Raw genomic sequence first — 19591 nt, 5'->3', positions numbered from 1 at the left:
AAATAGCCCTGATCTGAATTTTTCTGGCGGGTTTACCGCTGACCCGACATTGAGGATGACTAAATGAGCACTATCCCCGCCGAACTGCGTTTCGCTGAGAGCCACGAATGGGCGAAGAAAGAAGGTGATCTGATCGTCGTCGGTATTTCCGATCACGCTCAAGAAGCGTTGGGTGATGTCGTTTTTGTAGAACTGCCAGAGATCGGCAAAGTATTCGCTGCAGGCGATGCTGCCGGTGTTGTTGAATCGGTGAAGGCCGCTTCGGACATCTACTCGCCAGTGGGCGGTGAAGTGGTTGAAGTCAACGAAGAGCTGGGCGGCCAGCCCGAGCTGTTGAACTCCTCGCCGTACTCGGCCTGGATCTTCAAGGTCAAGCCAAGCGATGTGGATGCAGATCTGGCGAAACTGCTGGACGCTGCTGGCTATAAGAGCGCTATCGGCGAATAAGCCAGACCGTCAGCCATAAAAAATGCCGCTCAATCGAGCGGCATTTTTGTGTGCGGCACTTACTGGTTTTCAGCAACCAGGTTCTTGGTCAGGATGGCGTTGGCCAGGTCCATGTCCGAGGCGTTCAGGCCCGGGTTTTCGCTGCGCACTTGTTGAATGGCAGCTTCCAGGAAAGGACCACGAATGCCGCCGTCGCTGGCGACGAAGCTGCCTGCGTCATCTTGAGCGGCAACGATCAGCTTGTGATCCTTGAAGGTCAGATAGGTCGAACCGGTGGTGGCACCCGAGGAGATAACATCACGCCAGAACCCGGCATCAGCCATTGCTGAACCGACCGGGAGAGAAAGCAGAGCAAACGTGGCGACAGCGAGCTTGAGACGCATGGTGGGGATACTCCAACTATGGATGTTCTGAAACCGTTGGATGCCGGGAGTGTGGTGGTAGTTCCATAGCCTGAATTGCGATAACACCCTGTAGGAGCGACCGGGGTGGCGCTCCACCTTGCCCGCGATAGCGTTCTTTCAGATATCAATCCGGTGCCTGACCCGGCGCTATCGCGGGCAAGCGCGCTCCTACGGTAGTAGTCCGTTAATCAAAGTGCCTCTACTCGCAAAATCGCTCCATCCTGCCCGATCACCCGCACTTGGCTGCCCACCGAGGTATCCGGACCGGTGACGATCCAGACACCATCGCCGACCTTGATCTTGCCTCGCCCCTCAACAATGGCGTCGTGGACGACGAAGGTACGACCAATCAGTTCCTGCCCGCGCATGTTCAGCCCGGGCTGGTCCGAAGGCCGATTCACGGTCCGCTGGCGACGCCACCAATAGACCGCAGTCATGACCGACAGCACCGCAAACAACAGAAACTGCACGGTCCACGCCATGGCGGGAAGCACGAAGGTCAGGACCCCGACCGCTGCCGCCGCCACGCCCATCCACAGCAGATAACCGCCGGCGCCGAACACCTCAAGAATCAACAACACCGTGCCCAGCCCGAGCCAATCCCAGAACGACAGGTTTTGCAGAAATTCCATCAGTCAGCCTCAGGTTTTCTTGGTATCGAAAGTAGCTTTGACGATTTCACCGATCCCGCCCACTGCGCCGATGACCTGGCTGGCTTCGAGGGGCATCAGAATGACTTTGCTGTTGTTGGCTGACGCCAGCTTGCCCAGCGCATCGATGTATTTTTGCGCGACGAAATAGTTGACCGCCTGAACGTTGCCACTGGCGATGGCTTCGGACACCACTTGCGTAGCGCGAGCTTCTGCCTCGGCCTGGCGCTCTCGCGCTTCGGACTCCAGAAACGCAGCCTGTCGACCACCTTCAGCCTCGAGAATCTGTGCCTGCTTCTTGCCCTCGGCGGTCAGGATCGCGGCGGCGCGCAGACCTTCGGCTTCAAGGATTTGCGCTCGCTTGATCCGCTCGGCTTTCATCTGCCCGGACATGGCGGCCATCAGATCTGCAGGCGGGCTGATGTCCTTGATTTCAATCCGGGTGATCTTGATGCCCCACGGCGCGGTGGCTTCATCCACGGTTCGCAGCAGTTTCTCGTTGATGTTGTCACGCTGGCTGAGCATGGCGTCCAGCTCCATGGAGCCGAGCACGGTACGGATGTTGGTTTGCAGCAGGTTGCGGATGGCGTGCTCAAGGTTGTTCACCTCGTAAGCCGCCTGGGCGGTGTTGACCACCTGGAAGAAGCACACCGCGTCGATTTGTACCGTCGCGTTGTCGGAGGTGATGACTTCCTGAGGCGGAATATCCAGCACGCTTTCCATGACATTGATCTTGCGCCCGATGCGATCCATCACTGGCACGATGATGTTCAGGCCCGGCTTGAGGGTGTTGGTGTAGCGGCCGAAACGCTCGACCGTCCATTGATAGCCCTGAGGTACGACCTTGAAGCCCATGAACACAATGGCCACAGCCAAGGCGACGAACAATAAAACCACACTACCGATTTGCATAACTGATCCCTGTTGGTTGCGAATGTTAATCAGCTGGCTATTTAGTCAGAGTTCGGCCGGGAGCGGCGGGTAAATTCATTCTGAATGTTTTTGAACTGTGGGAGCGGTGCTTGCCCGCGATAAGGCTGAACGCGGTTCACTTTAGAATTGCGGCGCCCTTATCGCGGGCAAGCACCGCTCCCACAAGTCCAACACCGAGGTGCGCTTACCGCTGCTCACTCTGCGGCGTAACCCGCAGCACTTCTTCAAGCGTAGTCAGCCCGGCGGCAACTTTCTGGGCGCCGGACAAACGCAGGCTGCGCATGCCTTCCTTGAATGCCTGGCGGCGCATGGCGGTGAGGTCCATGTCAGCGCTTATCAACGCCCGAACGCCATCGGACATCAGCATGATCTCGTACACCCCGGCGCGGCCGCGATAGCCGGTGTCGCGGCATTCGACGCAACCCACCGCCTGATGCGCACCCGCTGGCACCGGTGCCTGCCAAGGGCGTGTCAGGCTCTGCCAGTCAGTTTCATCCAGAGCCACCGGCGCCTTGCAGTGCGAGCACAGGGTTCTGACCAGCCGTTGCGCCATCACCCCCAGAATCGTTGCCTTGAGCAAGTAATGCGGCACACCCAGTTCGAGCATCCGGCTAATGGCGCTCGGCGCGTCGTTGGTGTGCAGCGTGGAAAGCACCAAGTGGCCGGTCAGCGCCGCCTGAATCGCCATTTCGGCTGTCTCCAGATCACGAATCTCGCCGATCATGATGATGTCCGGATCCTGCCGCATCAGCGCGCGCACGCCGCTGGCAAAAGTCAGGTCGATATTGTGCTGGACCTGCATCTGGTTGAAGGCCGGTTCGACCATCTCGATGGGGTCTTCGATGGTGCAAAGGTTGACCTCGGACGTCGCCAGGTTTTTCAACGTGGTGTAGAGCGTGGTGGTCTTGCCGGAACCGGTCGGCCCGGTCACCAGGATGATGCCGTTAGGCTGACGCGTCATGCCTTCCCAGCGGCGCAGGTCATCATTGGAGAAGCCCAACTGGTCGAAGTTTTTCAGCAGCACTTCAGGGTCGAAGATCCGCATCACCATCTTCTCGCCAAACGCCGTAGGCAGGGTCGACAGTCGCAGCTCCACCTCGCCGCCGTCAGGAGTAGTGGTCTTGACCCTGCCGTCCTGAGGTTTGCGTTTTTCCGCGACGTTCATCCGGCCCAGGCTCTTCAGGCGGCTGACAATGGCCATGGTCACTTGCGCTGGGAATTGATAAACGTTGTGCAACACGCCGTCGATGCGAAAGCGCACCGTGCCCTGCTCCCGGCGCGGCTCGATGTGAATATCACTGGCTCGTTGCTGAAAGGCGTACTGGAAAAGCCAGTCGACGATGTTGACGATGTGCGCGTCGTTCGCGTCAGGCTCCTGATCGCTGGCGCCGAGTTTGAGCAACTGTTCAAAGTTGCCCATGTTGCTCATTTTCTGATCAGTCGATGAGGCGCCGCTCACCGACTTCGCCAAGCGAAAAAATTCGACTGCCAAGCGCTGTATGTCAATGGGATTAGCCACCACACGCTTGATCGGCAGCTTGAGCACGTGAGTCAGATCGGCTTCCCAAGACCGAACATACGGCTGCGCACTGGCGATGGTCACGGACTCGCGATCCACCGCCACCGCGAGAATCTTGTGGCGTTGGGCAAAGGCGTAGGACATCAGGGGCGTGACGGACGCGACATTGATCTTCAGCGGGTCGATGCGCATGTAGGGTTGGCCGCTTTGCAGGGCGAGCCACGCCGTGAGGGTTTCCAGATCCAGCCTGCGGCCTGGCCGTGACAGGTCGTCGAACTGCTGCGCCGCGATGAACTCCAGCGGGTGCAGCTTGGCGTTGGCCGCACTGCGGCGCAGGGTCAGCGCCTGCTCGGCGCTGTTCTGATCGAGAATGCTCTGGGCAACCAGATCTCGCAGCAGATCATTCAGATCCAGCCAACGGTCCTGTGATGATGAGGCAAGGACTGACATGCGGATTCCTTTGGACAAGTTGGTTCAGACGAACCAAGAGTAGTCACCAGCATGTCAGTTGTTGCTTAGTCTGCGAACCCAAGGTTTGCGAAATTTTTCGACGGGCTTCAACCCGCTGCCAGAGCGACCGCAGGATTTGCAGTGTGCGGCTGGGCCAACTGTTCGAGCTCCACCGAGCAAACGCTGATCAGGCTGCGCATTTTTTCGCCGATGACTTGCGCCCGGTGCCAGGTCAGATCGCCGATCTCGACGTCGATTCTGAGCATCCCGTCCCGTTGCAAAACATTCACCTGCTGAGGAATGAGGTACTGCATGGCGAACAGATTGAGCACCCGGCACAACGAGTCCGCTTCGGCTTCGATCAGAATCTGATACCGCGCCAGGCAGTGAGCATTGCTGGCCGACCAAGCGTCCGGGCGGTGTGGCAGAGAAGTCACGGCTTCGAGGTTGGGCATACGGGCCTCTTCAATTTCCATCAAGTGCGAGTGAAGAAGATTCTTGCATGCACGAACGGGAATATCTGGTCTATGATCGAGCAAATCCGACATTAATAGAATTGTTATTGCAAGATTCAACTGAGCAGAGAATTGTTTATGCAAACCGAGCTGGATGCCTACGACCGCAAGATTCTGGCCCTGCTGCAAGAAGACGCCTCACTCTCCAGCGCGCAGATCGCTGAAGCGGTGGGTTTGTCGCAATCGCCTTGCTGGCGGCGTATACAGCGCCTGAAGGACGAAGGGGTTATCCGTCGTCAGGTGGCCCTGCTGGACCGCAAGAAGATAGGCCTCAATACGCAGATTTTTGCCGAGGTGAAACTCAACGCCCACGGACGTTCCAACTTCACTGAGTTCACAGAAGCCATTCGCGGCTTCCCGGAAGTCCTGGAGTGCTACGTGCTGATGGGCTCCGTGGATTTCCTGCTGCGCATCGTGACCCCGGACATCGAGGCTTACGAGCGCTTCTTTTTCGAAAAACTGTCGCTGGTGCCGGGGATCCAGGAAGTGAATTCGACGGTGGCGCTATCGGAGATCAAATCCACAACGAGTTTGCCGGTTTGATAATCCTGTTGGAGCGAGGCTTGCCCGCGAATCAGGCAGCGCGGTGTACCTGAGTCACCGAGGCGCCCAGTTCGCGGGCAAGCCTCGCTCCAACAGGATTATCAAGTCGCCCAAATTATTGATCTGGGTTATTGATTTAGCAGGCAAAACGCCACCTTCACAGCTTCGCGTTGGCGTCAGCCGAGGTTCGTGGCACGATGGCGCGGTTATCGACCGAGATTTTCTGATCATGCCGCAATCCAAAGCCAAGAATCTTTCACTGATCGCTGCCATCGACCTGGGCTCGAACAGCTTCCATATGGTGGTTGCCAAAGCCAACATGGGCGATATCCGCATTCTGGAGCGCCTTGGCGAGAAGGTTCAGCTGGCTGCCGGCATTACCGAGGAACGCACCCTCAACGAAGAATCCATGCAACGCGGCCTGGACTGCCTGAAGCGCTTCGCGCAGCTGATCAACGGCATGCCGTTGGGCGCCGTGCGTATCGTTGGCACCAACGCCCTGCGTGAGGCGCGCAACCGTGGCGAATTCATCCGCCGCGCCGAAGAAATCCTCGGCCACCCGGTGGAAGTGATTTCCGGTCGTGAAGAAGCGCGCCTGATCTACCTCGGCGTCTCCCACACTCTGGCCGACACCCCCGGCAAACGCCTGGTGGCTGATATCGGCGGCGGCAGTACCGAGTTCATCATCGGCCAGCGCTTCGAGCCCCTGTTGCGTGAAAGCCTGCAAATGGGTTGCGTCAGCTTCACCCAGCGTTACTTCAAGGACGGCAAGATCACCCCGGCACGCTACGCACAGGCCTACACTGCTGCGCGCCTGGAAATCATGAGCATCGAGCATGCTCTGCACCGCTTGAAGTGGGATGAAGCGATCGGCTCGTCGGGCACCATTCGCGCTATCGGTCTGGCACTCAAGGCCAACGGCCACGGTTCGGGCGAGGTCAACGCCGAAGGGCTGGGCTGGCTCAAGCGCAAGCTGTTCAAGCTGGGCGACGTAGAGAAAATCGACTTTGATGGCATCAAGCCGGATCGTCGGGCGATCTTCCCGGCGGGTCTGGCAATTCTTGAAGCCATCTTTGACGCCCTGGAACTCAAGCGCATGGATCACTGTGAGGGCGCCCTGCGCGAAGGCGTGCTCTACGACCTCATGGGCCGCCATCAACACGAAGACGTCCGTGAGCGCACTCTCAGCTCGCTGATGGAGCGTTATCACGCTGATTTGGAACAGGCCGACCGTGTGGAGCGCAAAGCCCTGCACGCCCTTGGGCAGGTCGCTCAAGCGTGGGACCTGGAAGACGAGAGTTACCGGGAGCTGTTGAGCTGGGCTGCCAAAGTGCATGAGATCGGCCTGGACATCGCCCACTATCACTATCACAAACACGGCGCCTACCTGATCGAGCACTCGGATCTGGCCGGCTTTTCACGGGAAGACCAGCAAATGCTCGCGCTGCTGGTGCGCGGTCATCGCCGTAATATTCCCAAGGACAAGTTCGCCGAGTTCGGCGCAGAAGGCGACAAGCTGATCCGCCTGTGCGTGCTGTTGCGTTTTGCGATCCTGTTCCATCACATCCGTGGCACACAAGAAATGCCGCAGCCGGTTCTCACCGCCAGCGGCAACAATCTTGATGTGGTATTCCCCGATGGCTGGCTGGAAAACAACCAGCTGACCCGGGCCGACTTCGCGCAGGAAGCGGAGTGGCTGACCCGGGTCGGGATCGTCCTCAGCGTACGCTGAGGACCGGATTGCTCAAACGCTCCAACAGAGTCGCCTGCACATTGCGGGCGTTCTGGTTGCCAGTCGGCGAACTGCGCACGTAAGTGCCGTCCGACTGCAGCAGCCAGCTGTGGGTGTTGTCGGTGAGGTACAACTCCAGCTCTCGCTTGACCCGCAAAATCAGCTTTTTGCCTTCCACCGGGAAGCAAGTCTCCACACGCTTGTCGAGGTTGCGCTCCATCCAGTCGGCGCTGGACAGGAACATCTGCTCGTCGCCGCCATTGAGGAAGTAGAACACCCGGGTGTGCTCCAGGAAGCGGCCGATGATCGAGCGCACGTGAATGTTGTGCGAGACTCCGGCGATGCCAGGACGCAGGCAGCACATGCCGCGCACCACCAGATCGATACGCACACCAGACTGACTGGCCTTGTACAGCGCACGGATGATCTTCGGATCGGTCAGTGAGTTGAACTTGGCGATGATGTGCGCCGGTTTGCCCTCGACCGCGAACTGGGTCTCCCGGGCAATCATATCGAGCATGCCCTTCTTCAGCGTGAACGGCGCGTGCAGCAGCTTCTTCATGCGCAGGGTTTTGCCCATGCCGATCAACTGGCTGAACATCTTGCCGACGTCTTCACACAAGGCGTCATCGGAGGTCAGCAGGCTGTAGTCGGTATATAGACGGGCGTTGCCAGCGTGATAGTTGCCGGTCCCCAAATGCGCGTAACGGACGATCTCGCCCGCTTCGCGTCGCAGGATCAACATCATCTTGGCGTGAGTCTTGAAGCCCACCACGCCGTAGATCACGACCGCGCCCGCGGCTTGCAGACGACTGGCCAGTTGCAGGTTGGATTCTTCGTCAAAGCGCGCACGCAGCTCGATCACCGCAGTGACCTCCTTGCCATTGCGTGCCGCGTCCACCAGGGCGTCGACGATTTCCGAGTTAGCACCGCTGCGGTACAGCGTCTGGCGCACGGCCAGGACGTTAGGGTCCTTGGCGGCCTGGCGCAGCAGATCGACGACTGGCGTGAAGGATTCGTAGGGATGCAGCAGCAGAATGTCCTGCTTGCTGATCACGTTGAAAATGTTCTCGCTGTTCTGCAGCAGCTTGGGGATCGCCGGGGTGAACGGCTGATATTGCAGCTCGGGATGGCTATCCAGACCGGTGATGCTGAACAGACGCGTCAGGTTGACCGGGCCATTGACCTGATACAGCTCGGACTCAGACAGGTTGAACTGCTTGAGGAGGTAATCCGACAAGTGTTTAGGGCAGGTATCCGCCACTTCCAGACGCACCGCGTCGCCATAACGACGGGAGAACAATTCGCCTCGCAGCGCGCGGGCCAGGTCTTCCACGTCCTCGGAGTCCAGCGCCAGGTCGGCGTTACGGGTCAGGCGGAACTGGTAGCAGCCCTTGACCTTCATGCCTTGGAACAGGTCGTCGGCGTGAGCGTGGATCATTGACGACAGGAACACGAAGTTGTCGCCGGTGCCGCCGACATCTTCAGGAACCTTGATAACCCTTGGCAGCAGGCGCGGTGCCGGGATGATCGCCAGCCCTGAGTCGCGGCCGAAAGCATCAACACCTTCGAGCTCGACGATGAAGTTCAGGCTCTTGTTCACCAGCAGCGGGAACGGGTGTGTCGGGTCCAGGCCGATCGGGGTGATGATCGGCGCGATCTCGTCACGGAAATAACGACGAACCCAGGCTTTGAGCTTGGCCGTCCAGTGACGACGACGGATGAAGCGCACCTGATGCTTTTCCAGCTCAGGCAGCAGGATGTCATTGAGGATCGCGTACTGGCGATCAACATGGCCATGCACCAGCTCACTGATGCGAGCCAGGGCCTGATGCGGCTGCAGACCATCGGCGCCCGCTTGCTCGCGAGCGAAGGTGATCTGCTTCTTCAGGCCGGCGACACGAATTTCGAAGAACTCATCGAGGTTGCTGGAGAAGATCAGCAGAAATTTCAGCCGCTCCAGCAATGGATAGGATTCATCCAGTGCCTGTTCCAACACGCGAATGTTGAACTTGAGCTGCGACAGTTCGCGATGGATGTACAAGCTGCTGTCGTCCAGGTTCGGTACGACAATCGCCGGCACCGGGTGCGCGGCTTCAATGACAGCGGGTACGACCTCGATGCTGGGTTCGACGACAGGAAGAGTCTCCTGAATGTCGACTTCAACGGTAGCTTCGGTGAGTCCTTCGGTATTCATGAATGTTCCTGTACGGGCTATTGCCCTTTCAACAGTTCTGCAGCTCGGACGGCGAAATAAGTAAGGATGCCGTCAGCACCTGCGCGTTTGAAAGCCGTGAGCGATTCAAGAATGACAGCTTCGTTGAGCCAACCATTCTGAATGGCCGCCATGTGCATCGCGTACTCGCCGCTGACCTGATAAACAAAAGTCGGCACTTTGAACTCATCCTTGACCCGATAAAGGATGTCCAGATAAGGCATGCCCGGTTTGACCATGACCATGTCAGCGCCTTCAGCAAGATCGGCGGCTACTTCATGCAGCGCTTCATTGCTGTTGGCCGGGTCCATTTGATAGGACGCCTTGTTGGCCTTGCCCAGATTCAGCGCCGAACCCACCGCGTCGCGGAACGGCCCGTAATATGCGCTGGCGTACTTGGCCGAGTAGGCCATGATCCGCACATTGACGTGATCGGCCAGCTCCAGCGCTTCGCGGATGGCTTGAATACGACCGTCCATCATGTCCGAAGGAGCCACAACCTGCGCACCGGCGTCAGCGTGGGACAGTGCTTGCTTGACCAGTGCATCGACGGTGATGTCGTTCTGCACGTAGCCGTTTTCGTCGAGGATGCCGTCCTGACCGTGGGTCGTGAAAGGATCCAGTGCCACGTCAGTGATGACGCCCAACTCCGGGAAACGGTCACGCAGTGCGCGGGTGGCGCGTTGGGCAATGCCGTCCGGGTTCCAGGCTTCGGCACCGTCCAGGGACTTTTTCTCAACCGGGGTGACCGGAAACAACGCCAGCGCAGGGATACCCAGCGCGACCCACTTCTGGGCCTCTTCAAGCAAAAGGTCGATGCTCAGACGCTCAACGCCAGGCATCGACGCGATGGTTTCGCGACGGTTTTCACCATCGAGGACAAAAACAGGAAGGATCAGATCATCGACGGTCAAAACGTTTTCACGGACCAGACGACGAGAGAATTCGTCGCGACGATTGCGACGCAAGCGGGTAAGCGGGAACAGGCGATTTGCGGGGGTAAAGCTCACGGCGAGACTCCTGAGCCCGCATACGCGGGCAAGCGCGACAGTTATAAGCCGCCATTATGACCAATGTGTGACAGTCGTGGGGCAGCGTGCGACTCGAGGCCGCAGCTGGGCTTTTGCCATTGTCCTTGTAGGAAAGATTAACGTCGAGACACATTTCCACACTTTCCTGAATGGCTTGGCCGAGTTAGGCTGCGCGTTCATTTCGCCAGCATCCAGACAATGCTCCAGACTTTCTTGCACGAATATGGCTACTTTGCCCTCTTCATCGGCACCTTCTTTGAAGGCGAGACCATTCTGGTTCTTGCCGGATTTCTGGCGTTCCGCGGATATATGGACATCAACCTGGTCGTGGTCGTGGCGTTCTTCGGAAGCTACGCCGGGGATCAGCTCTGGTACTACATGGGGCGCAAGCACGGTCGTAAAATTCTGGCCCGCAAGCCGCGCTGGCAACTCATGGGCGATAAGGCTCTGGGGCATATTCGCAAGCACCCGGATCTGTGGGTCTTGAGCTTCCGCTTTGTCTATGGCTTGCGTACCGTCATGCCTGTGGCCATTGGCCTGTCGGGCTATTCGCCAATTCGATACCTGATCCTCAACGGTATTGGCGCGGCCGTGTGGGCCGCTGCGCTCGGCTCTGCCGCCTACCATTTTGGTGCGGTGCTCGAAGGCATGCTGGGCAACATCAAGAAATACGAGCTGTGGGTCCTCGGTGCGCTCTTGGTGCTGGGCTTTGCGCTCTGGCTGCGTCGGCGCTTCAAGAACGCCCGAATCGCTCGCGAAGAAGCCCTGGCCGCTTCGGCGGCCGCTGCCGAAGCTAGCGCCATGGCCCAGATCCCGGCTGAAATTCCTGCTGACGTGCCGGTCGAGCAGCAGAAACAGAACAATCAATAAACCCCGGACGAGCGCAGTTATCCATTATTGCGCTCGCCGGTGGTTCGCAACGCTCTCCCCGCTCTATCCCCTCAGCAGATTGAATCCCCACCGCCCCCTCTTGTCGGATGCTTGAACAGATCGACAAACTGCCGATCCTGTACAAGGCTTTGGCAGACTGCTGCGCTCGATAGGGAGTACGACCATGCAAAAGAAAGTTGCCGTGATTCTGTCCGGCTGTGGCGTCTATGACGGCGCGGAAATTCATGAAAGTGTGCTGACGCTGCTGCGACTCGATCAACGTGGCGCGCAGGTGCAGTGCTTTGCGCCCAACATCGCGCAACGTCATGTGGTCAATCATCTGACCGGTGAAGAAATGCCGGAGACCCGCAACGTATTGGTGGAGTCTGCACGCATCGCCCGTGGCGCCATTGAGGACATCCGCGAAGCTGACGTTACGCAGTTTGATGCGTTGATCATTCCGGGCGGCTTCGGGGCGGCGAAGAACCTTTCTGACTTCGCCACGGCGGGCGCGGATTGCAAGGTGCAGGCTGAAGTCCTGGCCTTGGCTGAAGCCTTTGCGGTGGCGGGCAAACCCATTGGACTGATTTGCATCTCCCCGGCGCTGGCCCCCAAGATTTATGGCCCCGGCGTGACCTGCACCATCGGCAACGATGCCGAAACCGCCGCCGCCATCACCCGCATGAAAGGTGACCACCAGGCGTGCGAAGTGACCGAGATCATCGAAGACAAAGCCCGAAAGCTAGTCAGCACCCCGGCTTATATGGTTGCGCAGACCATCGGTGAAGCAGCAGCAGGGATCAATAAGCTGGTGGACCGGGTGCTGGAGTTGACGCACGAGGAGTAGCTCGCTCATCGCTTCCACTGCCAACTGTGGCCCCTGTTGAAGCGTGTGGGCGGCGTTCCGACTTGCCCGTGAACCAGTCGACCCGTTTAGGCTTGCACACCGCGTTACCGTTCTTCGCGGGCAAGCCTCGCTCCAACAGACAGAGCGTGGTCTTCATCCTTCAAATAAACGCCACCTGCTCCGTGACTCGTCGCCATCGGCATCCGAGAATGTCGCACAGATACGGCTGCTCGATCAGCGGCAAGCCGCACAGCTGCTCCAGCGCGGGGAGCTGGAGAACTTCTTCGACGGTCAGGCTCAAAGCTCTTCCAGCACGCCAGCGACCATGCGGCGCTTGCCGGTGACTTGAAGCAGCACGATGTAGCAGACCGCCGACGCCGCGATGCCCACCAAGGGCGCAATCCAGGGTGAGAAGTAAGCCAGGGCGGCGCCGATTGCGTACGCCGACAAACCCAGCAGGTTGTAGCGCGGCAGCTTGACGCTGGACAACCCCGGGTATTTGCCGTGATGGCGGTACCAGAAGTCCGCCATGATCACACCACCAATGGGCGGGATGATCGAGCCCAGCAGCACTAGAAACGGGATCAGCATCTCGTACATGCCGCCGATGGCCAATACGATGCCCAGCGCAGCGGCCGCTAAGGTCATGGTCCGGCGCCGCTCGCTGCGCAACAGATGGCAGGCGGCCGCTGACACGTTGTAGATGGTCGGGCCCTGAATGGTCCACAGATTCAGGCAAAGCATGACTACCGCTGCGAACGACAGGCCCTGAAGCATCATGACTTCGACGATATCAGCCTGTTGATAAACCATCGCACACCAGGCGCCCGCCACCACCATCAAGCCATTGCCCAACAGAAACGCAACCACACTGGCGCTCACCGCAACCCGCCCGCTGCGCGACAACCGCGTCCAGTTGGTGGCTTGCGTCGCCCCACTGGCGAAGGTCCCGAACACCATGGTGATGGCCGCTGACAGCGTCATGGTTTCGTGGGGGATCAACGCTGCAAGCCCTTGGAAACCGCCGATGTCGCGGGTAGCGATGTACATGGAAATAATCAACAGCACGAACATCAGCGGCACCGAGACCCGGGACAGTACATCCAGCCCTTTGTAGCCGATGATTGCGGTGATGCTGAACCCCAGGCCGAACAAAACCATCAGTGGCGTGGTGAAGCCTTCCGCCAGACCGAGCATTTTTACCAGCACAATGGCCACCGTCGCCGTGCCCCAGGCGTACCAGCCCAGCTCGGCGAATCCGAGCAGGACATCTGAAAGCCGACTGCCGGACTCGCCAAAGCAGAAACGCCCCATCAACACGGTATTCAGCCCGCTGCGCGATGCGATAAATGCCAGCGCCGCCGCGTAGATTGCCAACAGGCTGTTGCCAATCGTCGCGATCCACAGCATATCGACGAAGTTGAATGCCATACCCAGCTTGGCGCCCGCGAACATGGTCCCGGTGAAGAACGTAAAGCTGAACAACACCATGGAAATCGACAGCAGCCCTTTGCGTCCTTCACGCGGGGCTTCGCTCAGGGGAAACTCGCTGGGTGAGCTCATAGGGTTTTCTCCACATCAACAGGTTGGTATTCGGACTCAATGACAGGCTGGTGCCAGAGCAATAACCAGGCCGTTTCCGGACAACGCTGTGAAGCAGAAAGAAGCGGGCAGAAGTGATATCGGGAAGTGTTCACCCTGCACACTTCTGACCGGTACTTTTACCGAGGACTGTGCAGAGTGATTCATTCTGAGGCGGGCGTGCACCGTTTTAGGGGGCATGGTTCATGGGTAGATTCAGCGGGTGAGACGAGTGAGAATCCGGTCCAGGGTGTTGGCGAAGGCCTGTTTTTCCCGGTCGCCATAAGGAGGTTGACCACCGCCCATCTGGCCCTGTTCACGCAGATCAGTGAACAGATTGCGCACTGCCAGACGGTCGCCCATGTTCTGCGCGTCGAACTCTTTGCCTCGCGGGTCCAGCGCTGCGACGCCGTTTTTCACCAGCCGATCGGCCAGGGGCACGTCGCTGCAGATCACCAGCTCGCCGGGCACCGCGTGTTCGACCAGATAATCATCTGCGGCATCAGGACCGCTGGGCACCACGATCAGTTTGACCAGGCTGTAAGTGGGCTTGATCTGACTCTGCCCAGCGACCAGCACTACCTCGAACTGACGTTTGAGAGCGAACTTGATGACTTGATCCTTGGCTGCCTTGGGGCAGGCGTCGGCATCGATCCAGACGCGCATGGGGGTTCCTCTTTATAAAATTGAGCAGGTCCCTGTAGGAGCTCACGAGCAGCGCGAGGCAGCGATAGCGGTAGTAAGGAAAACCGCTATCGCTGCCTCGCGCTGCTCGTGAGCGCCTACAGATGGTAGGGTCACGCCACCTGCGTTCTACGCTTTTCTGCCAACCAGCTACGGCCATACAACACCGCGATGGCGAGCAAGGCAACGAACTGCGCGCTCAGAGAGTAGGCGTCGGCATGAATACCGAGCCAGTCGAACTCAAAGAACGGCACTGGGCGTGTGCCGAAAATGCCAGCTTCTTGCAGCGCTTTGACGCCATGTCCGGCGAATACCACCGACAACGCACACAGCAGCGCTGCGTTGATGCCGAAAAACAGGGCAAGTGGCAGTTTTGCCGATCCGCGCAGGATGACCCACGCCAGGCCAATCAACAACACCAGCGCCGTGGCGCCGCCCGCCAACACCGCGTTATGCCCAGCGGGACCGGCCTGCAACCACAGGGTTTCGTAGAACAGGATGACTTCGAATAGCTCGCGATAAACCGAGAAGAACGCCAGGATCGCGAAACCGAAGCGCCCGCTACCGCCCACCAGACTGCTCTTGATGTAATCCTGCCAGGCTGCGGCATGACGACGGTCATGCATCCAGACGCCCAGCCACAGCACCATCACACTGGCGAACAATGCAGTCGCGCCTTCGAGCAATTCGCGCTGGGCACCGCTGACATCGATCACATACGCCGCCAGCGCCCAGGTTCCGAGCCCGGCCAGCAGGGCCAGGCCCCAGCCAATATTCACGCTGCGCACCGCCGATTCCTGCCCGGTATTGCGCAGGAAGGCGAGAATCGCGGCCAGGACCAGAATCGCTTCCAGGCCCTCACGCAGCAGAATCAACAAGCCGGAAATGTAGCTCAGCGAAGTACTCAAGCCATCGCTACCCAGCAGGCCTGCGGACTCCTTGAGTTTGCTTTTGGCGAAATCCAGCTTTTGCACAGCCTGCTCAAGCGGCAATCCATCCTGCAAAGACTGCCGATAAGCCATCAGGGCTTTTTCAGTGTCCTTGCGAACATTCGCGTCGACGTTGTCCAGCGAGCTTTCCACCAGCTCGAAACCTTCCAGGTACGCTGCCACAGACAAGTCGTAGGCCTGTTCGTGATCACCCGAGCGATACGCAGCCAGACTCTTGTCCAAGGTCTGGCTGGTGTAATCGAGCAATTGCGCCGGGCCGCGCTGAACCTGCGGCGGCTGGGCACGTTGAGCGCGGAAGGTCACAACTGCCTGCTCGCCTTCAGCGGCGCGCACTTCAGAAGGCGTCTGCCGTGCCAGATCGGCAAGGTTGAATGTCTTGCTCGGTGCCGCAACTGGCTGAGCGCTAAAGCCGGCGATATAAGTGGCGATATCCCAGCGCTGACGGTCGTCCAGCTGATCGGCAAACGCTGGCATATCGGTGCCGGAGATGCCCAGACCAAGGGTGTTGTAGATGTCGTACAGGCTTAACCGATCAAGGCGGGCCACGTCGCGCAGATTGGCTGGCGGCGGCTCCAGGCCAATCCCGGCCGGACCATCGCCAGCCCCCGTGTCGCCATGGCAAACCGAGCAATGCTGAGCGAAAAGCGGTGCACCACGGGCTGGATCGGGCGTGATCACCGGGGCCTGGCTCACTTCATAGGCAACCGCGAGGCGAGCCCCCAATTGACGCGCCTGACGCGCCACAACAGCGCCGTCGTTTTTCTTTGCGACCGCATCGGCGAGACCGGCGACGCCTTTTTCAAGCTCACCTCGCTCCGTGCGCTCAGGCAGTGCAACGACCAGCCCCTGCAGAACCCTCAGAAACTCCACCTGCTCTCGATATTCGGCATCGTCGACAACCTTGCCCTCGGCCACTGTCGACGGGTAATCCGCGCCAATGTAATCGAGCAAATGCAGTGCTTGTGCCGCACCATCGGTGGCGTCGGCCAGCACGTTGAGGCTGCTGGCTGCAAACAATGGCAGGAATAGCCAAGCCAAAAAACGGGAGCGCAGGGACATCAGTAAATCTCAATAGGAATGCGTGGCATTACATTGTTCACTTCGGATTGCCTCTACTCAAGGCCGCGCCCGACATTTGTTACGGAATATTGCGAAAAGCCAATCAAATAACTCGGGGCAGGCCTAGAGATGAGAATAACTATCATCTATAGCGAAAGGCTTACACGGATTGACGGCGATTCGCCCTGTCCTACAATCCGGGTTCTGCGTAAGATTGGATCCAACAGCTGCTGCGCAGGACGCGCACAGGATCAAGGATGATCGGCCATGGCCCGGAGGGCTTACCGACAGGATGTTGGAATGGTTTTGAAGAAAACCCGCCTCGGCGGGTTTTTTGTTGCCTGTCATAAACCCCAGCCGCAACAACCATACCGACGCCCCAAGACAAGTAACAATTAACTTACACATTCGAACATTTCGCTACATGCAGCAGGAATGTAAATTCTATGCAAACTTCAACTCTTCAATCATGAATAACTTGTAATCTACGCGTCTTAAATGCCTCAGATTTCAGGTACTCCACATGAACCGCTTACTCTGGAAGTTAATTCCAAGGTCGCAGCGTGAACTACTACTCGATCGCCTGCCGATTGTTGACAGGCAAGTGGTCAACAAAACGCTGTCTGGCAAGAACCGCTTCCCCGAAGCGTTTGATCTATTGGAGTGTGTGTTCATCCATGTCCCGAAATGCGCTGGAAGCAGCGTGGCCAAAGCCCTATTCGGAAGCACTCCTACCGGGCATATGCCGCTGTACTGGTATGAGAAGCAGTTCAATGAACGCTATGTGAACTACTTCAAGTTCGCGTTTGTACGCGATCCGTTACAAAGAGTACATTCTGCATACAGTTACTTGCTGCAAGAAGCTCAACACCGTGACAAATCAGCACATGAACTGGTCAACCGTTATTCAGATTTCGACGCCTTTGTAGATGATTGGCTGCGCACCGAGAATATATCAAGACAGATACATTTCGCGCCGCAACACTACTTCCTGCAAGACTCCATGGGCCATATCAACCTGGACTTCATCGGGCGTCAGGAAAATATGAGCGCGGACTTCCACAGACTGTGCATTCACTTGCATACAAAAGCTGAACTGCCGCACATCAATCAATCCCCGCGCCCCGCCCATCAGTCCAAAGACTTCTGCTCAGCCGCGACCCGGCGCCGAGTCCGGGAAGTGTATGCGCGCGACTACGAGCTATTCGCCTATGACTAAGCCTGCGCTCAACAATCCCCCGCTACTGGTCGCCCCCGTTTTGTGCGTTGACCAAGCGCAACGTGAAGGCATGAAGAGCCAATTGGCTAGCTGTATCTGGCTGACGGGTTTGTCCGGAGCAGGCAAGTCCACGCTGGCCAACCGGCTGGACAAAGCCCTGCACGAGAACGGGCTGCACAGCTATCTGCTGGATGGCGACCGCCTGCGCCAGGGTCTTTGTCATGATCTGGGTATGACCGACGCCGACCGCCATGAAAATGTTCGACGCATTGCGGAAGTCGCCAGGCTCATGGTGGACGCTGGCCTTATCGTCATTGTTTCGGCGATCTCTCCCTTCAGGGCCGACCGCGATGCGGTGCGGGCGAGCCTTGCTGCGGGTGAGTTCATTGAAGTGCATGTCAGCACGCCGTTGGCCGAATGCGCACGTCGGGACGCAAAGGGTTTGTATCGCGCCGTGCAGGAAGGCCGGATCAAGAACTTCACCGGCATTGATAGCCCATACGAAGCGCCGATCAGTCCCGAGTTCACGGTCGATACCAGCTTCAACGATTGCGAGGCGTTCATTGAGCAAGTGATTGCGCATCAAGTGGACGCAGAGCTGCGGCCCCATCGCTGTGCGACCAAACCAGCTCAATCGCTAACCGTTCGGCCATCGGGGAACAATTGATAGGCAATGGGGCTCACAACTTGCAGGCAACTTAAGCCATCGCAGCTGGCGGCCCGACTGTTAGGGGTCGCTCGGCTTAAAGTCATTCCTGCTGTGAGTACCCCCAATGGAACACCTGTTGCCCCAGAGCTGGCTGGAGGCTGTACCTCTGCCGTGGCTCAAGACCCTGATCGTCGCTGCATTCGCTGTTCTGCTGGCGCTGCTGATCCGCTGGGTGACCCTCAGCGTTTTGCGACGTATCGCCAACTCTTACGTGCTGCCGCAACAACTTATCTATCGCGCAGCCAGCCCAACCTTATGGCTACTGCCTTTGCTCGCGCTGCAGACTGTCTGGACATCCGCTGATGATGATCTGCGACTGATCGATGCGGTTCGGCACGTTAATGGCCTGCTGGTCACCGCCGGATTTACCTGGCTGATCCTGAGCTGCGTCAAGGCTGTCGGCGAGGCAGTTGCCATCCGCAATCCGCTGGACATCGAGGACAACCTGCATGCGCGTCGCATCCAGACGCAAGTCAGAGTCCTGGTGCGCTGCGTCAACGCATTGGTTCTGCTGTTCGGTACCGGGCTCATCCTGATGAGCTTTCCGCCCGTGGCCAAGATCGGTACCAGCTTGCTGGCATCGGCTGGCCTGGCGGGGCTGGCAGCGGGCTTTGCGGCCAAACCTGTGCTGGGCAACCTGATTGCGGGGCTACAAATCGCCATTTCGCAACCTATCCGGCTGGACGACGTTGTCATTGTTGAAGGTGAATGGGGCCGCGTAGAGGAAATCAGCGGGACTTACGTGGTGATCAAGATCTGGGACGAGCGGCGCATGGTAGTACCGCTGCAATACTTCATCGAGAAACCGTTCCAGAACTGGACCCGCGCCACCTCAAGCCTCATCGGCTCAGTGTTCGTCTGGGTGGATTATTCGCTGCCAGTGGAAGAACTGCGGGCCGAAGTGCAACGCATCTGTGAGGATATTCCACATCTATGGGACGGCAGGGTTTGCGTATTGCAGGTCGCCGACACTAACGCCAAGGCCATGCAATTGCGGGTATTGCTCAGCTCGGCAGACTCATCACGTAGCTGGGACGCCCGCTGCCATATGCGCGAGCGGCTGATTGCGTTTATCGCCAAGCAATACCCACAAAGCCTGCCACAGCTACGCACTGAAATTTCCTCGCGCAACGTTCGCCCGGAAATCGACGCCCACGAAACACCGCTTGATATTCCTCGTCAGCCGCCGGTTTAGGAGGTAATAGAGCCTCGCGAACAGTTTGCTCCTACCAG

The 19591-nt window shown here is 58.5% G+C and carries 19 protein-coding genes; 8 read left to right on the top strand and 11 right to left on the bottom strand.

From position 1 onward, the window contains the following. The first annotated feature begins 63 nt into the window (after positions 1-63). The gene (gene gcvH / locus IV01_RS23600; RefSeq protein WP_032625083.1) at positions 64-447 is read left to right on the top strand and encodes a glycine cleavage system protein GcvH; all 384 of its coding nucleotides are present in this window, start codon (positions 64-66) and stop codon (positions 445-447) included. A 59-nt stretch (positions 448-506) separates the two neighbouring features. Here the strand turns inward: gcvH and IV01_RS23605 are convergent, their stop codons facing one another. From IV01_RS23605 to IV01_RS23625, 5 genes are all read right to left on the bottom strand, one after another. After that, positions 507-830, bottom strand: coding sequence for a DUF2388 domain-containing protein (locus tag IV01_RS23605; RefSeq protein WP_032625080.1), 324 nt, complete (start codon positions 828-830; stop codon positions 507-509). A 209-nt stretch (positions 831-1039) separates the two neighbouring features. Beyond that, entirely contained in the window at positions 1040-1486 is a 447-nt protein-coding gene (locus IV01_RS23610) for an NfeD family protein (protein ID WP_032625079.1), read from the bottom strand. A gap of 6 nt (positions 1487-1492) precedes the next feature. Continuing rightward, entirely contained in the window at positions 1493-2413 is a 921-nt protein-coding gene (locus IV01_RS23615; protein WP_032625077.1) for an SPFH domain-containing protein, read from the bottom strand. 205 nt (positions 2414-2618) lie between these two features. Next, the gene (locus IV01_RS23620; protein ID WP_032625075.1) at positions 2619-4403 is read right to left on the bottom strand and encodes a GspE/PulE family protein; all 1785 of its coding nucleotides are present in this window, start codon (positions 4401-4403) and stop codon (positions 2619-2621) included. Positions 4404-4510: 107 nt separating this feature from the next. Continuing rightward, the gene (locus IV01_RS23625; RefSeq protein WP_032625277.1) at positions 4511-4858 is read right to left on the bottom strand and encodes a hypothetical protein; all 348 of its coding nucleotides are present in this window, start codon (positions 4856-4858) and stop codon (positions 4511-4513) included. Between the two features lie 138 nt (positions 4859-4996). On the opposite strand from IV01_RS23625, the gene IV01_RS23630 reads away from it, so the two are divergent. Next, positions 4997-5461, top strand: coding sequence for an Lrp/AsnC family transcriptional regulator (locus tag IV01_RS23630; RefSeq protein ID WP_032625074.1), 465 nt, complete (start codon positions 4997-4999; stop codon positions 5459-5461). A gap of 229 nt (positions 5462-5690) precedes the next feature. Further along, entirely contained in the window at positions 5691-7193 is a 1503-nt protein-coding gene (gene ppx / locus IV01_RS23635; protein ID WP_032625275.1) for an exopolyphosphatase, read from the top strand. Here ppx and ppk1 read toward each other — a convergent pair. Both ppk1 and hemB read right to left on the bottom strand, forming a co-directional pair. Continuing rightward, positions 7180-9390, bottom strand: coding sequence for a polyphosphate kinase 1 (ppk1, locus tag IV01_RS23640; protein WP_032625072.1), 2211 nt, complete (start codon positions 9388-9390; stop codon positions 7180-7182). The genes ppx and ppk1 overlap by 14 nt on opposite strands. Before the next feature lie 17 nt (positions 9391-9407). Continuing rightward, positions 9408-10418: a porphobilinogen synthase gene (gene hemB, locus IV01_RS23645; protein ID WP_032625071.1), complete on the bottom strand. Its 1011-nt coding sequence runs from the start codon at positions 10416-10418 to the stop codon at positions 9408-9410. 219 nt (positions 10419-10637) lie between these two features. Here hemB and IV01_RS23650 point away from each other — a divergent pair, with 219 nt between their 5' ends. Together IV01_RS23650 and elbB are read left to right on the top strand one after the other, a co-directional pair. Then, positions 10638-11309, top strand: coding sequence for a DedA family protein (locus IV01_RS23650; RefSeq protein WP_032625069.1), 672 nt, complete (start codon positions 10638-10640; stop codon positions 11307-11309). A gap of 184 nt (positions 11310-11493) precedes the next feature. Beyond that, positions 11494-12156, top strand: a complete 663-nt coding sequence (gene elbB / locus IV01_RS23655; protein ID WP_032625067.1) for an isoprenoid biosynthesis glyoxalase ElbB — start codon at positions 11494-11496, stop codon at positions 12154-12156. A 160-nt stretch (positions 12157-12316) separates the two neighbouring features. Here the strand turns inward: elbB and IV01_RS26600 are convergent, their stop codons facing one another. From IV01_RS26600 to IV01_RS23670, 4 genes are all read right to left on the bottom strand, one after another. Next, entirely contained in the window at positions 12317-12457 is a 141-nt protein-coding gene (locus tag IV01_RS26600; protein WP_154232164.1) for a hypothetical protein, read from the bottom strand. Next, positions 12454-13719: a cytosine permease gene (codB, locus tag IV01_RS23660; protein WP_032625065.1), complete on the bottom strand. Its 1266-nt coding sequence runs from the start codon at positions 13717-13719 to the stop codon at positions 12454-12456. Before codB ends, IV01_RS26600 begins: the two co-directional genes overlap by 4 nt. Positions 13720-13953: 234 nt before the next feature. Then, entirely contained in the window at positions 13954-14403 is a 450-nt protein-coding gene (locus IV01_RS23665) for a YaiI/YqxD family protein (RefSeq protein ID WP_032625064.1), read from the bottom strand. A 131-nt stretch (positions 14404-14534) separates the two neighbouring features. After that, positions 14535-16430, bottom strand: coding sequence for a cytochrome c/FTR1 family iron permease (locus IV01_RS23670; RefSeq protein WP_032625062.1), 1896 nt, complete (start codon positions 16428-16430; stop codon positions 14535-14537). Positions 16431-16953: 523 nt separating this feature from the next. Here IV01_RS23670 and IV01_RS23675 point away from each other — a divergent pair. The 3 genes from IV01_RS23675 (at position 16954) to IV01_RS23680 (ending at position 19553) form a co-directional block, all read left to right on the top strand. Next, complete coding sequence (locus IV01_RS23675) at positions 16954-17649, top strand: sulfotransferase family 2 domain-containing protein (protein ID WP_032625060.1); 696 nt, start codon at positions 16954-16956, stop codon at positions 17647-17649. Then, positions 17642-18316, top strand: a complete 675-nt coding sequence (gene cysC, locus IV01_RS0124440; protein ID WP_080290180.1) for an adenylyl-sulfate kinase — start codon at positions 17642-17644, stop codon at positions 18314-18316. The genes IV01_RS23675 and cysC overlap by 8 nt, the downstream gene beginning before the upstream one ends. 106 nt (positions 18317-18422) lie before the next feature. Next, on the top strand, positions 18423-19553 hold the full coding sequence (locus IV01_RS23680; protein WP_032625057.1) for a mechanosensitive ion channel family protein: 1131 nt from the start codon (positions 18423-18425) through the stop codon (positions 19551-19553). Positions 19554-19591 lie beyond the last annotated feature (38 nt).

The organism is Pseudomonas syringae (genome assembly GCF_000737245.1).
GTDB classification, from domain to species: domain Bacteria; phylum Pseudomonadota; class Gammaproteobacteria; order Pseudomonadales; family Pseudomonadaceae; genus Aquipseudomonas; species Aquipseudomonas syringae_J.
The sequence above is the reverse complement of the archived record's forward strand: the minus strand, read 5'-3'. Positions and strand labels throughout refer to the sequence as shown.